Below are 12,600 nucleotides of genomic sequence, written 5' to 3'. Positions count from 1 at the left end.
ATACGCTCCGGATACGCGCCGTGATGGTTGACGGTCACGCCTCGTGAAAGTAAGTTTCATCCGTGGCGAAGAGTCCGAAGATTTCTGCGAGTCACGAGCCGGGTGGACTGATCGTCCACATCAGTGGCCTGCTCCCGTCGCTGTCCCCGGCCGAACAGCGGGTCGCCCGGCTGGTCGTCGCCAACCCGGCGGACGCCGCCCGGCGCACCATCACCGACCTCGCCACCGCCGCCGAGACCTCGGAGGCCACCGTCATCCGGTTCTGCCGGTCGGTCGGCATGGACGGCTACCCACAGCTGCGCATCCGGCTCGCCGCCGAGGCCGCCCGCCGGGTCGAGCCGCCCGACGCGCGGGTGGTCGGCGGGGACATCCCGCCCGGCGCTGACCTGGCGCAGATTATCGCGACCATCGCGTTCAACGACGCGCGGGCCGTCGAGGAGACGGCCGAGCAGCTCGACCCGGCCGTCTGCGAGCAGGTGGTCGAGGCGATCGGCGCGGCCGGCCGGATCGACGTCTACGGCGCCGGCGCCAGCGGCTTCGTCGCCTCCGACTTCCAGCAGAAGCTGCACCGCATCGGCCGGACCGCCTTTTACTTCCCCGACGTGCACACCGCGCTCACCTCGGCGGCCCTGCTGGGCCGGGGCGACGTCGCGGTGGGCATCTCGCACACCGGCACCACCCTGGATGTCATCGAGGTGCTGGAGCAGGCCCGGGCGCGGGGCGCCACCACTGTCGCGCTGACCAACTTCCCGCGCTCGCCGATCACCGAGGTCGCCGACTTCGTGCTCACGACGGCCGCCCGGGAGACCACGTACCGCTCCGGCGCGACGGCCAGCCGGCTCGCCCAGCTCACCGTGGTCGACTGCCTCTTCGTCGGGGTGGCCGCGCGGAGCCGGGCCAGGACCAGGAAGGCTCTCGAGACGACCGCCGAGGCCGTCCGGTCGCACCGGGTGGGCGCCGGGCGGAGGCGGGCATGACGACCGGCCGGGTGGAGCGGGACGAGGTAGCCGCGGTGCGGCCCGTGGTGCGGGTGGGCGCACCCACCGAACGCCGCAACCCGGACAGCGTCGACCTCGACCTGATGTCAACCCGGGACGTGCTGACCGTCATCAACGAGGCGGACCGGCGGGTGCCGGCCGCGGTGGCCGCCGTCCTCGACGAGATCGCGGAGACCGTCGACCTGGCGGTCGCCGCGTTGCGCGGCGAGCACCGGGTGCACTACTTCGGGGCCGGCACCTCCGGCCGGCTCGGCGTGCTGGACGCCGCCGAGCTCGCGCCCACCTTCAACTCGCCGGGGCACTGGTTCTGCGCCCACCTCGCCGGTGGCCCGGACGCCATGTGGCGGGCCGTGGAGGACGCCGAGGACGACGACCGCGCCGGTGTCGCCGAGGCCGCCGATTGCGTACGCCCCGGCGACCTGGTGGTCGGGTTGGCCGCCAGCGGACGCACCCCGTACGTTCTGGGGGCGCTCGCCGCGTCCCGGGCGCAGGGCGCCTCGACCGTGCTGCTGTGCGCCAATCCGGAGGCCGACGCCGCCTCGTCGGTGGACGTCTTCATCGGGGTGGACACCGGACCCGAGGTGGTCACCGGCTCGACCCGGATGAAGGCGGGCACCGCGCAGAAGCTGGTGCTCAACACGTTTTCCACGGCCGTGATGGTGCGCCTCGGCCGGGTCTACTCGAACCTCATGATCGACATGGTCGCCACCAACGCCAAGCTGCGCGGCCGGATGATCTCGATCCTGATGGAGGCCACCGGCTGCGCCGAGGAGGTCTGCCAGGCCGCGCTGCAGGAGGCCGACGGCGACCTCAAGACCGCACTGGTCTCGCTGGTGTCGGGCGCGGAGGTCGCCGCCGCCCGGGCCGCCCTGGCCCGCTCCGCCGACCAGGTACGCGGCGCGCTGGCCCTGCTCGCCTCCTGACCCGCCCGGCGGGGCGAGCCGCCCGCTGCGACGCACGTCACGCCGTGGCCGGGACGCCTTCCGCGCTGCGGATTGTTCATCTGGGGGTGGGGTAATCCTCACCCGTGACTGAACCGCCCGGTCCGCTGACGCGTATCTCGCAGTGACCAGGATCGCAAGGTCGCGGTGACGCGGGTCGCTGTGTTCATGGAATTCGCAATGGTGCGATTCCCTGGCGGAGGGCGGGTCCGCTGCTCCGGCCGCCTGTTGAGCAGGGCGTACGCGAGGCGCCCGAGCAGGGGTCCTGACAGCAAACATGGACCGGCCTCTCAGCTACTACTCAGGCATTCGTGACAGTTTCGACTCACGACATGGAATCCCCGACGCGTCCCATCTGTTGTGTAGGTGTCAGCACCGACGGGCACAGCGGAGGTTTACGGGGAGGGCTGATGGACGTGGGGATGGCAAGGAACCGGGCAACCGGCGCGAGCGAGGGGACCGTGGCAATCGTGGACAAGAACATCGGCATGCGTACCGACGAGGTCGCCGAGGAGCGGGACCTGGTCGGCGTCTACCTGCACGAGATCTCCCGGACGCCGCTGCTTGACGCCGCCAAGGAGGTCGACCTCTCGAAGGCCATCGAGGCCGGGCTCTACGCCGAGCACCTGCTTGGCGAGGACCGCGTCCCGGCCGGTGTCGAGCGGGAGGAGCTGGAGCGGCTGGTCGTCGAGGGTGAGCGTGCGAAGGATCTCTTCATCCGCGCCAACCTGCGACTGGTCGTCTCGATCGCCCGCCGCTACGTGCGCTCCGGGATGCCCATGCTGGACCTGATCCAGGAGGGCAACACCGGCCTGGTCCGGGCGGTCGAGAAGTTCGACTACGAGCGCGGCTACAAGTTCTCCACCTACGCGACCTGGTGGATCCGTCAGGCCATCAGCCGGGCGATCGCCCAGCAGGAGCGGACCGTACGGCTGCCCGTGCACCTGGTGGAGGACGTCAACCGGATGCGGAACGTGACCCGGCAGCTCACCCGCGAGCTGGGCACCGACCCGGAGCCGGAGCAGATCGCGGCGGCGCTCGGCGTCACTGTCGAGCGGGTCAGCGAGCTGGTCCGCTGGTCGCAGGACACCGTCTCGCTGGACACCCCGGTGGGCGACGACGGGGACACCAACCTCGGCGACCTGGTCGCCGACACCGACGCCCCGTCGCCGGAGGACATCGTCCTCACCGGCCTGGAGCGGCAGCGGATCGAGGGTCTGCTCAACCACCTCGACGACCGTTCGGCCGGCATCATGCGGGCCCGCTACGGCCTGGAGGACGGCCGGGAGCATTCGCTGACCGAGGTCGCCTCGCGGTTCTCGCTCTCCCGCGAGCGGATCCGCCAGCTGGAGATCCAGGCCCTCGGCCGGCTCCGTGAGCTGGCCCGGGCCGAGGGGCTCCAGGCGGCCTGAGCTGGTAGTAATGACGAACGAACGGCCGGCGTCCGATAGGGGGACGCCGGCCGTTCGCCGTCGAAGAGCCCGCGCGGGCTCTTCGGGTCAGCGCACCCGGCCGTAGCCGGCGATGGACATGATGTTCATGCCCCGCTTGCTGACGTTGCGGCCCGCGCTGGGCGCGTCGATGATCTGACCGCTGCCCACGTAGAGCGCCACGTGGCCGAGGCCTGAATAGAAGACCAGGTCACCGGGTTGCAGGGAGCTGCGACTGATCCGGCTGGTGGCGTCCCACTGCATCGCCGCGTTGTGCGGCAACGACTTTCCGGCCGCCCGCCAGGCAGCGAGGGTGAGCCCGGAGCAGTCGTAGCCGCTGGGGCCGTCGGCCCCGTAGACGTACGGCTTGCCGACCACACCGTACGCGTACCGCACGGCCACTCCCGCGGAGCCGGAGATGGCCGGGGGGCTGCCGGCGGAGCTGGCCTTCACCGGCGCCTCGGTGGCCCGCCCGTAGGCCTGCCGGCGCAGCTCGTAGAGGCGGGCCAGGTCCGCCTCGATCTTCTTCTTGCCGGCGGTGAGCTGCTTCGCCTGCGCGGCCTGCTTGGCCAGCGTGGCGTCGAGCCTGGTCTTCTCGCTGATCAGCTTGCGCTGGCTCGTGGTGAAGCCGTCGATGACCTGCTGATGCTGGCGGGTCAACTGGTCCAGAGTGCCCAGCCGCTCCGGCAGCGAGGTCTGCCCGCCCGGCTCGAGCAGGGCACGGGCGGTGCGCATCCCACCGGTCTTGTACGCGGTGACGGCGAGTACGCCGACGTCGGCGCGGCTCTGCTCGGCCCGCGTCTGCAACGGGCCGATCCGGGCCTGCAACGTGGCCGCGGTGGCCTTGTTGGCCTTGATCTCCTCGTTGAGCTTGTTGTGGGACTCGACGATTCGCTCCAGCTCAGTCGAGGACTTCTCGATCTGCTTCGTCAGCTCGGCGGGGGTGGGCTCGGCCCGAGCCACCGACGCCGGGGCGATCAGCATGGCCGAGAGGCCGGCGACCGCCAGCGAGCGCAGCAGGATCCGTAAGGACGACAAGAGCGGAAAGCTCCTCTCCGACGGTCGCCGGGAGCGCACGGCACCCGGCGACACCGGGCCGGGGCCATCCGGGTGGATGACGATCAACCGGTCCGGCCTGCCCAACGTAACCCGTGGCGGAAGTGACTGGCAGTTGAAGCCGGGGCGAATGTTGGCAAAGTGTCAGGAAGTGCCCGCCGATGCTGGTGACAAATTGTGACCGGTTCGCCACCCGTGGATCCCGGTGGCCGCGCCGAATGAGCGGATCGCACGGCTGGCCCGATTCGTCGTTCTGGGCGTATGTCGCCAGGCAGCGCGCCGCCAAGTCACGATAAGTGCAGAAATTGCCTCTGTTTCCGGCGCGATCCTTGCCGGCAGCGCCGCGGGGGCGCGGCAGAAAACCCGGCCGGGCTGGCATGGCCCCAACACAATGAAGCGCGGAGCCGGGAATCTCGCCAAGCAGCATCCTCGCAGCTCGTCGAGGGCGCGGAGAACCCGGCGCGCGATCCCCTGGAGGACGCCGTGCAGACTGATGGCTCCACCACCCGCCCACCCCGGCCGCCGCGGGCGACCGCCCCGACCCTGCTCTACGCCCGTCCGGGCATCGTGGTCACCGGCGAACGGTTCACCGTCGGCCGTAACAGCTGGCCGGTCGCCGAACTCACCCAGCTCTGGACCACCCGCGGGCCGCACGACCGGCTCGCCGGCCGGGCGGTCGTGGTCACCGCCGCCCTGATCGGCGCGGTCGGGGTGCTGCTCGGCTTCACCGGCGGGCTGCAACGGCTCACCGCGACCGCGTACCTGGCGCTGGGCGCGGTCGGTCTGCTGCCGCTGTTGCTGCTGGTGATCGGCGACCGCTGGCGACCCCGGGCGTACGAGCTGTGGGGGCGGCACCGGGGAGCCGAGGTGCTGTTGTTCAGCAGCGACGACGAGCGGCAGTTCGGCCAGGTCACCCGGGCCCTCCAGCGGGCCCGGGAGGGTGCTCGCCACGGCGGCTGGGCGGACCCGCCGGCCTCCGCCGATCCGTGGCGGCCGAGGCGCTGACCTGGCCAGCCGGGAAACGCCTGAGCCGGCCGCCGATTCGCACCGGCCGGGTCAGCTGGCTCAGCTGCCCGGTCCGCGGCCCGCCGGCCGACTCAGCCGGCGACCGGCTCGGGGGTCTGGGACCGGTCGGCGTCGGCCAGCCAGTGAGTCACCCGGCGCTCGGCGTAGAACGAGACGAACGGCACGGTGCCGGCCAGCATCACCAGCAGCATCCGCTTCAGCGGCCAGTCGGCCCGACGCGACAGGTCGAAGGTGAGGGCCAGATAGATCATGTAGAGCCAGCCGTGCGCGGTGCCGACCACGGCCACCACGCTCCGGTTGTCGAAGAAGTACTTCAGCGGCATGCCGATCAGGACCAGCACCACCAGCGCCACGCCCACGATCCAGGCGATCACCCGGTACCGGGTAAAGGCTCCGCCCACCGTCGTCCGTCCTTCCGAACCGGCCCTCAGCCGGGATAGTCGCCGGGCCTGGCGCCCGGGTTGGCGTTCAACCATGACAGGTAGCGGTTGTACTCGGCGAGCTCGCCGTCCTCGGCACCCGCCACCGGCGCCGACAGGACGCGGCTGACCCGTACGGGTCGGCGTACCGCCGGGGTGGCGGTGGCCGGCTCGGACCGGGCAGCCGCCGGCGGCGCCGGCGCCGGGCGTTCCGCGCGCGTGCGGCGCAGCGTGTGCCGCACCTCCCGCCACCACACGAAGACCACGAAGCCGGCGAAGACCGGCCACTCGATCGCGTACCCGAAGCTCAGCGTGTTGCCCTCGGTGGCCCGGGTGACCTGCCACCAGCCGAGCCCGAGGAAGCCCACGACCAGCACGACCATGGCCACGTGGCGGGCGACCCACGCCGGTGTCCAAAGCCGTTTCATGCCATCGAGGGTACCGGGGTCGGCCGCCCTCTCCGACGCGGTGTCGTAGGTGCCGGGGTTTGGTGGCATCCCGGGTGGGCATCCGTCTAGACGCCAGCCCGAACGAGACGAGGGGGCGACGATGACCGAATCAGTACGCCGGACCGGTGAGGCCAGCCCGGAGCAGCGGGTACCCGAGTGGGGCGGCGACCGGGCCGGGACCGACCCCGTGCTCGGCGACGTCGACGGCGAGATGCTCGGCGTGGACCCCGCCGAGCTGGGCGACGAGGACCTGATCCGGGAGATGCAGAGCCTGCACCGGACCCGGCTGGACACCCTGCGGCACGCCACCGACTCGGCGCTCGCCAACCACCTGCGCCGCACCGCCGAGCTGGAGACCGAATACCTCGCCCGGCACCCGGGGCGGGAGGTCGACCCGAGCCGGCTGCGGGACGCCTGATGGTGGCGCACGCCGAGCGGGGGATGTCCGCACCACCCGAGGTGGTGTTCAACACGGCCATCGACCCGGACCGGGCGGCGGCGTGGCTGCCCGAGCCGCTCCGGCAGGACGGCAGCCGCCGCCCGGAGCTGGTCAGCATCGAGCAGATGCGGGCCACCTGGTACAGCGACTCGGCGCCGGACTGGTCGGCGGAGATCCGGGTGGAATCGGTCGACGCCGGCGGCGCCCGGGTCCGGCTGGATCTGGCCGGCGCGGACGTCGCCGGGCTGGCCGAGGAGACCCTGACCAACCTCGCCCGCGAGGTGGCAGACAACCTGCAGGCCGGCTGAGGTCGGCCGCACCACGAGCACCGAGGAGGCCCGGTGACCGGGAGTGGGCTGAAGCAGAAGGTGGCGCGCCTGCGCCAGGCGTACGCGCCGCACGAGTCCCGGCCGCTGGGCGGCTACCTGGCGGCGATGGGCACGTACGTGACGGTCACCGCGTCACTGGTCGGCCTGGTCAGGGCGACCGGCCGCACCGTGCCGGAGCGGCCCGCGGCGGGTGACGTGGTGCTGCTCTGCGTCGCGACCCACAAGCTCAGCCGGCTGCTGTCCAAGGACGCCATCACCAGCCCGCTGCGGGCCCCGTTCACCCGCTACGACCGACCGATCGGCAGCGGTGAGGTGATGGAGCAGGTGCGCGACCAGGGCAGCGCCACCCGGCACGCCCTCGGTGAGCTGTTGAGCTGCCCGTTCTGCCTGGCGGTCTGGGTCGCCACCGGGCTTACCGGGGGGCTGGTGCTGGCACCGCGGCTGACCCGGCTGGTCGCCACCGCGCTGACCGCGGTGTGCGCCTCCGACTTCCTGCAGATGGGGTACGCGATCGCCCAGCGGGCGGCCGAGGGTGGACCGGACGGCACGTGACCAGGGCACGGGCGACGCAGGCGCAGCGGTCCCGTTCCCGTGTCTGGGCCTCAGGTCGCCCAGGTGCCGTGATCCTCGCCGGCCCAGCCGCGCGACGCCTCGGGCTCCCGCTCACCCTCGTCCGCGCCGGTGATGATCTCGTCCGCGACTGCCGTCTCCTCGTGCTCCCTGGCGAAGTCCGGGTTGGCGTTCGGGTCCGGTGCCGTCGGCGGCTGGTCGAGCGCCTCGATGTGGTGCTGCTGCCTCTGGCCGCGGTCGGTCATCCCAGTGTCCTCTCCGTCGTACTGCCCTGCTCGGCCCACTCCGCCGCACGTGCCCGCGGCCGGGGACGGATCAGCCCACGGTCCCACCCAGCAGGTCGGCCGCCTCGTCGACCGCGTACTCGCCTTGGGGGAGCGCGGCGATCCTGGCCAGCAGCTCCGCGGGGAGTTCGGCGGCGACCGCCCGGCGGTAGATGTCCGCCTGGCTGATCCGCTCCTGGCCGTGGTAGATGTCGTCGAGCAGTTCGTCGAGCAGCCGGATGTCCGGTTGCTCGGTCACGGGCGCGTCGTCGGTCACGCCCGATCAGCTACCCGGGCCCGAACCGGTCAAACGTCCCCTCCCCGCCGCCCCGCCCCCGCGGGGGTGGCCCGCGGGGGTGGGGGGTGGCGGGGTGGGGGGTCAGGCGGGGGTGGGGAGGGTGGCGCGGCGGGTGCGGACGGCCTGGGCCAGGTCGGCGAGGACCTGCACGGTGGCGTCCCAGCCGATGCAGGCGTCGGTGATGGACTTTCCGTACTCGAGTTCCCGGGTGGGGTCGAGGTCCTGGCGGCCGGGCTGAAGGAAGCTCTCCAGCATGACGCCCACGATGCCGCGCTGCCCGGCCGCGAGCTGCGCGGCCACGTCGGCGGCGACCAGCGGCTGGTTGCGGTGGTCCTTGCCGCTGTTGGCGTGGCTGGCGTCGATCACCACCCGCTCGGGCAGCCCGGCCGCGCGCAGCAGGTCGAGCGCGCCGCCCACCGACTCCGCGTCGTAGTTCGGCCGGCCGCCCCCGCCGCGCAGCACCAGGTGCCCATCGGCGTTGCCTCGGGTGTGCATGATCGCCGGGGTGCCGGAGACGTCGATGCCGGGGAAGACGTGGGGCACGCCGGCCGCCCGGATCGCGTCCACCGCGGTGGAGATGCTGCCGTCGGGGCGGTTCTTCATGCCGATCGGCATGGACAGGCCGGAGGCGAGCTGTCGGTGCACCTGGCTCTCCACCGTGCGGGCGCCGATCGCCCCCCAGGCCACCGTGTCGGCGATGTACTGCGGGGTGATCGGGTCGAGGAACTCGCAGCCCACAGGCAGGCCGAGGCGCAGCACGTCGAGCAGGAGCGCCCGGGCGGTACGCAGGCCGGTGTTGACGTCGCCCGATCCGTCCAGCCCCGGGTCGTTGATCAGGCCCTTCCAGCCCACCGTCGAGCGTGGCTTCTCGAAGTAGACCCGCATCACCACCAGCAGGTCGTCGGCGAGCCGGTCGGCGGCCTCGCGCAGCCGGCCCGCGTACTCGAGCGCGGCGGCGGGGTCGTGCACCGAGCAGGGGCCGACCACGACCAGCAGCCGGTCGTCGGTGCGGTCCAGCACCCGGCCGACGGCGCGCCGGCCGGCCACCACGGCCTCGGCGAGCGGCGCGTCCAGCGGCAGATGGTGGTGCAGCAGGGCCGGGGTGGTCAGCGGCACGACACGGTCGATCCGCTGGTCGATGACCCGATGGGCGTCCGGGGTCGTCACGGTGGGGTTCCTTCCGCCGACCGTGCCCGGGGCCGGCGCCCGGGGCCGAGCCGGCTGCTCGTACGCGAAGGGCAGGGAACGATCCCTGCCCGGCCGGCTCGAAGAGGAGTGACGTCAGCTCATGGTGAGGTCACCGGCTCCTCCAGCCGGCTGCCTAAACCATCGATACGACCACGTCACGCGGGCCAGCGTACCCCGACGGCGACGGGGAAGTCCCGCTCCGTTCCGCATTGCGGTACGCGGGGTATGTGGACGGCATGAGCCAGGAGCAGAGTGACCAGGAGCGAATCGAGTCCCGCGCCCGCCTGCTGCCCGAGGAGGCCGCGGCGGGCAGCGAGAACCCGGAGGCCCAGGCCGACGCGATCCTCACCGAATCCGACATCCGGGAGGACACCAACGTGGCCCAGGACACCACCCTGGAGCACCGCACGTCGGACCAGACCGTGACCCCGAGCGAGCCGCCGGACTGAGCGGACCGCCGCGGGCCCGGCGCGAAGCGGCACGGGCCGAGGATGCTCCCCGCTCGTCACCTTTCCGACCGCGAGATCGGATAGCGTCGTGCCATGCCCGACAGCGGTTACCCCTGGCCGATCGAGACGACCCGACTGGACAACGGCCTACGCGTGGTGGTGAGCGAGGACCGTACCGCCCCCGCCGTCGCCGTCAACCTCTGGTACGACGTGGGCTCCCGGCACGAACCGGAGGGACAGACCGGCTTCGCCCACCTCTTCGAGCACCTCATGTTCGAGGGCTCGGTGAACGTGGCGAAGACCGAGCACATGCGGCTCGTCCAGGGATCCGGCGGTTCGCTGAACGCCACCACCAACCCGGACCGGACCAACTACTTCGAGACCGTCCCGGCCGAACATCTGGAGCTGGCGCTCTGGCTGGAGGCCGACCGGATGGGCGGTCTGGTGCCGGCGCTGACCCAGGAGACGCTGGACAACCAGCGGGACGTGGTCAAGAACGAGCGCCGCCAGCGGTACGAGAACGTTCCGTACGGCGATGCCTGGCTGCGGCTGCTGCCGCTGCTCTACCCGCCCGGCCACCCCTATCACCACGCGACGATCGGGTCGATGGCCGACCTGAACGCCGCCGACCTGCCCACCTTCCAGGCGTTCCACACGACCTGGTACGCGCCGAACAACGCGGTGCTCACCGTGGTCGGCGACACCACGGCCAGCGAGGTGTTCGCGCTGGCCGACAAATACTTCAGCGCCGTCCCGCCCCGCGCCGAGATTCCGGCCGCGCCGGACGGACGCACCGTGCCGGCGACCGGGCGGCCGGCGGTGGACACCGTCACCGCCGACGTGCCCGCCCCCCGGGTGTACGTCGCACACCGCACCCACCCGTTCGGCACCCCCGGGTACGACGTCACCACCGTGCTCGCCGCCGTCCTGGGCAGCGGCCGGGGCAGCCGGCTCTACCAGCGCCTCGCCGACGGGGAGCGGATCGCCCAGCCGGACCTGGTCGGGGCGTACGGGGTGGACCTGGCGCACGGTCCGGCCCCGCTGATCGCCACCGTCACGGCCCGTCCCGGGGTAACCGCCGAGCGGCTGCGCGACGGGTTGGCCGAGGTGGTCGACGAGCTGGCCACCGTGCCGGTGACCGCTGCCGAGCTGGACCGCGCCAAGGCGCTGCTGAGCACCCTGTGGTGGCGGCAGATGTCCACGGTGGACGGACGGGCCGACACGCTGGGCCGGTACGCCACCCAGTTCGGTGACCCGGCGAAGGCCGGCGAGCGGCTGCCCGCCTGGCTCGCCGTCACCGCCGAGCAGATCGCCGAGCAGGCCGCCGAGCTGCTCGGCGCCGCCGACCGGGTGACCCTGAGCTACCAGCCCGAGGAGAAGTCATGACGCTGATCACCACCCGTCCCGGGCCGGGTGCCGCCCGCCCGTACCGGTTCCCGCAGGTGGTCCGCCGGGCCGTCGCCGGCGGGCAGGTCGTCGCCGCGCACCTGCCCGGGCAGAACCTCGCGGTCGCGCTGCTGCTCCTCGACGGGGGCGCCGGCCGGGAGCCGGTCGGCAAGGAGGGGCTGGGCGCGGTGCTCGCCAAGGCCCTGGAGGAAGGCACCGCACAGCGCGACGCCACCGCGTACGCGCTGGCGATCGAGGCGCTCGGCACCGAGCTGGTGACCGGGCTGGACTGGGACTCCTTCCAGGTCAGCGTGCAGGTGCCGGTGGACCGGCTGAGCACGGCCGTGGCGCTGCTCGCCGAGGCCGTACGCACCCCGAAGCTCGACCCCGCCGACGTGCTTCGGGTCCGCGACGACGAGGTGACCGCGCTGCGGATGGACTGGGCCAACCCCGGTCCCCGGGCCGACGCCGCGCTGCGCGCCGACCTGTTCGGCGCCGGCAACCGCTGGGGCCGCCCGATGTACGGCGACCCGGACAGCGTGGCCGCCCTCGACGTGGACGACGTGACCGTCTTCCACTCGGAGTGGTTCATCCGCCCGGGGACGCTGATCGTCGTGGGCGACCTGGACCGGGTCGACCTGGACGCGCTGGGCGCGGCGGCGTTCGCCGGCACCGCCGGCGGGCCGGTGGAGAAGGGCGGCCCGATCGAGGTGCCGCTGCACGACCAGCGGCGGATCATCCTGGTCGACCGCCCCGGCTCGGTGCAGTCCACGCTCCGCCTCGGGCACCCGTCCCCGCACCGCGCCCACCCGGACCACGTGCCGACGACGCTCGCCGGAACGGTGCTCGGCGGGGCGTTCACCTCCCGGCTCAACCACCTGATCCGCGAGGTGCACGGCTACACGTACGGCATCCGGGGCGACTTCGCCTCGTCCCGCCGGTTCGGCCGCTTCGCGATCAGCTCCGGGGTGCAGACCGCGGTGACCGCGCCGGCCCTGGTGGAGTCGGTCGGCGAGGTCTCGCGTACCCAGATGACCGGGGTGACCGAGGAGGAGCTGGCGGTGGCCCGCTCGTGGCGGGCCGGCCAGCTCTCGGTCGAGTTGCAGACCCCGCGGGCGATCGCGTCGGCGCTGACCACCCTGGTGGTACACGACCTGCCGGACGACTACCACGCCCGGCTGCGCGAGTCGCTGCTCGCCGCCGACGTGGAGCAGGTCTCCGCGGCGGCCGCGGCGCACCTGCACCCGGAGTCGCTCACCCTGGTGGTGGAGGGCGACTCGGCGGTCATCCGGGACGAACTGGTCGCCACCGGCCTGGGCGAGGTCGTCAACCACACCCCCTGAAGGTCCGCCGCCCGCG

16 protein-coding genes are annotated in these 12,600 nt (G+C 72.7%); 10 read left to right on the top strand and 6 right to left on the bottom strand.

All coding sequences use genetic code 11. The annotated features are described in order from the left end of the window. Nucleotides 1-62: 62 nt before the first annotated feature. The 3 genes from ACNAW0_RS13420 to ACNAW0_RS13410 all read left to right on the top strand — a co-directional run bounded on the left by ACNAW0_RS13420 (nt 63) and on the right by ACNAW0_RS13410 (nt 3,351). Nucleotides 63-977 carry a MurR/RpiR family transcriptional regulator gene (locus tag ACNAW0_RS13420; protein ID WP_416288152.1) on the top strand — a complete coding sequence of 305 codons (915 nt, stop codon included), beginning with the start codon at nt 63-65 and terminating at the stop codon, nt 975-977. Further along, complete coding sequence (locus ACNAW0_RS13415; protein WP_416288151.1) at nt 974-1,921, top strand: N-acetylmuramic acid 6-phosphate etherase; 948 nt, start codon at nt 974-976, stop codon at nt 1,919-1,921. Before ACNAW0_RS13420 ends, ACNAW0_RS13415 begins: the two co-directional genes overlap by 4 nt. 440 nt (nt 1,922-2,361) lie before the next feature. Then, the gene (locus ACNAW0_RS13410) at nt 2,362-3,351 is read left to right on the top strand and encodes an RNA polymerase sigma factor RpoD/SigA (protein ID WP_416288200.1); all 990 of its coding nucleotides are present in this window, start codon (nt 2,362-2,364) and stop codon (nt 3,349-3,351) included. A gap of 87 nt (nt 3,352-3,438) precedes the next feature. Here the strand turns inward: ACNAW0_RS13410 and ACNAW0_RS13405 are convergent, their stop codons facing one another. After that, nucleotides 3,439-4,407 (bottom strand): NlpC/P60 family protein, encoded by a 969-nt coding sequence (locus ACNAW0_RS13405; RefSeq protein WP_416288150.1) that lies wholly within the window; start codon nt 4,405-4,407, stop codon nt 3,439-3,441. 501 nt (nt 4,408-4,908) lie between these two features. On the opposite strand from ACNAW0_RS13405, the gene ACNAW0_RS13400 reads away from it, so the two are divergent. Continuing rightward, nucleotides 4,909-5,430: a DUF6232 family protein gene (locus ACNAW0_RS13400; RefSeq protein WP_416288149.1), complete on the top strand. Its 522-nt coding sequence runs from the start codon at nt 4,909-4,911 to the stop codon at nt 5,428-5,430. Nucleotides 5,431-5,522: 92 nt separating this feature from the next. On the opposite strand, the gene ACNAW0_RS13395 is transcribed toward ACNAW0_RS13400, so the two are convergent. Together ACNAW0_RS13395 and ACNAW0_RS13390 are read right to left on the bottom strand one after the other, a co-directional pair. After that, nucleotides 5,523-5,852: a DUF3817 domain-containing protein gene (locus ACNAW0_RS13395; RefSeq protein WP_416288148.1), complete on the bottom strand. Its 330-nt coding sequence runs from the start codon at nt 5,850-5,852 to the stop codon at nt 5,523-5,525. Between the two features lie 26 nt (nt 5,853-5,878). After that, on the bottom strand, nt 5,879-6,298 hold the full coding sequence (locus tag ACNAW0_RS13390) for a hypothetical protein (RefSeq protein WP_416288147.1): 420 nt from the start codon (nt 6,296-6,298) through the stop codon (nt 5,879-5,881). 121 nt (nt 6,299-6,419) lie between these two features. Here ACNAW0_RS13390 and ACNAW0_RS13385 point away from each other — a divergent pair, with 121 nt between their 5' ends. The 3 genes from ACNAW0_RS13385 to ACNAW0_RS13375 are packed head-to-tail and all read left to right on the top strand — an operon-like array spanning nt 6,420 to nt 7,639. Then, nucleotides 6,420-6,737, top strand: a complete 318-nt coding sequence (locus tag ACNAW0_RS13385; protein ID WP_416288146.1) for a DUF6158 family protein — start codon at nt 6,420-6,422, stop codon at nt 6,735-6,737. A gap of 2 nt (nt 6,738-6,739) precedes the next feature. Then, nucleotides 6,740-7,066, top strand: a complete 327-nt coding sequence (locus ACNAW0_RS13380; protein ID WP_416288199.1) for a hypothetical protein — start codon at nt 6,740-6,742, stop codon at nt 7,064-7,066. Between the two features lie 33 nt (nt 7,067-7,099). Next, nucleotides 7,100-7,639, top strand: a complete 540-nt coding sequence (locus ACNAW0_RS13375) for a DUF1360 domain-containing protein (RefSeq protein WP_416288145.1) — start codon at nt 7,100-7,102, stop codon at nt 7,637-7,639. Between the two features lie 50 nt (nt 7,640-7,689). On the opposite strand, the gene ACNAW0_RS13370 is transcribed toward ACNAW0_RS13375, so the two are convergent. The 3 genes from ACNAW0_RS13370 to ACNAW0_RS13360 all read right to left on the bottom strand — a co-directional run bounded on the left by ACNAW0_RS13370 (nt 7,690) and on the right by ACNAW0_RS13360 (nt 9,385). Then, nucleotides 7,690-7,902, bottom strand: a complete 213-nt coding sequence (locus ACNAW0_RS13370) for a hypothetical protein (protein WP_416288144.1) — start codon at nt 7,900-7,902, stop codon at nt 7,690-7,692. A gap of 70 nt (nt 7,903-7,972) precedes the next feature. Next, a complete protein-coding gene (locus ACNAW0_RS13365; RefSeq protein WP_416288143.1) occupies nt 7,973-8,197 on the bottom strand; it encodes a hypothetical protein in 225 nt (74 codons plus the stop codon). A gap of 102 nt (nt 8,198-8,299) precedes the next feature. Continuing rightward, the gene (locus tag ACNAW0_RS13360) at nt 8,300-9,385 is read right to left on the bottom strand and encodes a 3-deoxy-7-phosphoheptulonate synthase (protein WP_416288142.1); all 1,086 of its coding nucleotides are present in this window, start codon (nt 9,383-9,385) and stop codon (nt 8,300-8,302) included. Nucleotides 9,386-9,642: 257 nt separating this feature from the next. On the opposite strand from ACNAW0_RS13360, the gene ACNAW0_RS13355 reads away from it, so the two are divergent. The 3 genes from ACNAW0_RS13355 (at nt 9,643) to ACNAW0_RS13345 (ending at nt 12,584) form a co-directional block, all read left to right on the top strand. After that, nucleotides 9,643-9,855: a hypothetical protein gene (locus tag ACNAW0_RS13355; protein WP_416288141.1), complete on the top strand. Its 213-nt coding sequence runs from the start codon at nt 9,643-9,645 to the stop codon at nt 9,853-9,855. 93 nt (nt 9,856-9,948) lie between these two features. Continuing rightward, complete coding sequence (locus ACNAW0_RS13350; RefSeq protein WP_416288140.1) at nt 9,949-11,241, top strand: M16 family metallopeptidase; 1,293 nt, start codon at nt 9,949-9,951, stop codon at nt 11,239-11,241. Further along, the gene (locus ACNAW0_RS13345) at nt 11,238-12,584 is read left to right on the top strand and encodes a M16 family metallopeptidase (RefSeq protein ID WP_416288139.1); all 1,347 of its coding nucleotides are present in this window, start codon (nt 11,238-11,240) and stop codon (nt 12,582-12,584) included. The genes ACNAW0_RS13350 and ACNAW0_RS13345 overlap by 4 nt, the downstream gene beginning before the upstream one ends. Nucleotides 12,585-12,600: the final 16 nt, after the last annotated feature.

Source organism: Micromonospora sp. SL1-18, assembly GCF_047921505.1.
Classification (GTDB): domain Bacteria; phylum Actinomycetota; class Actinomycetes; order Mycobacteriales; family Micromonosporaceae; genus Micromonospora.
Note: the sequence above shows the minus strand (reverse complement) of the source record. Positions and strands in the feature narration are given on the sequence as shown.

Excerpts from the sequence above, each read along its gene's own strand:
- ACNAW0_RS13415 (WP_416288151.1), top strand. The coding sequence starts at position 974 with ATGACGACCGGCCGGGTGGAGCGGGACGAGGTAGCCGCGGTGCGGCCC.
- ACNAW0_RS13410 (WP_416288200.1), top strand. The coding sequence starts at position 2,362 with ATGGCAAGGAACCGGGCAACCGGCGCGAGCGAGGGGACCGTGGCAATC.
- ACNAW0_RS13390 (WP_416288147.1), bottom strand. The coding sequence starts at position 6,298 with ATGAAACGGCTTTGGACACCGGCGTGGGTCGCCCGCCACGTGGCCATG.
- ACNAW0_RS13385 (WP_416288146.1), top strand. The coding sequence starts at position 6,420 with ATGACCGAATCAGTACGCCGGACCGGTGAGGCCAGCCCGGAGCAGCGG.
- ACNAW0_RS13370 (WP_416288144.1), bottom strand. The coding sequence starts at position 7,902 with ATGACCGACCGCGGCCAGAGGCAGCAGCACCACATCGAGGCGCTCGAC.
- ACNAW0_RS13355 (WP_416288141.1), top strand. The coding sequence starts at position 9,643 with ATGAGCCAGGAGCAGAGTGACCAGGAGCGAATCGAGTCCCGCGCCCGC.
- ACNAW0_RS13350 (WP_416288140.1), top strand. The coding sequence starts at position 9,949 with ATGCCCGACAGCGGTTACCCCTGGCCGATCGAGACGACCCGACTGGAC.
- ACNAW0_RS13345 (WP_416288139.1), top strand. The coding sequence starts at position 11,238 with ATGACGCTGATCACCACCCGTCCCGGGCCGGGTGCCGCCCGCCCGTAC.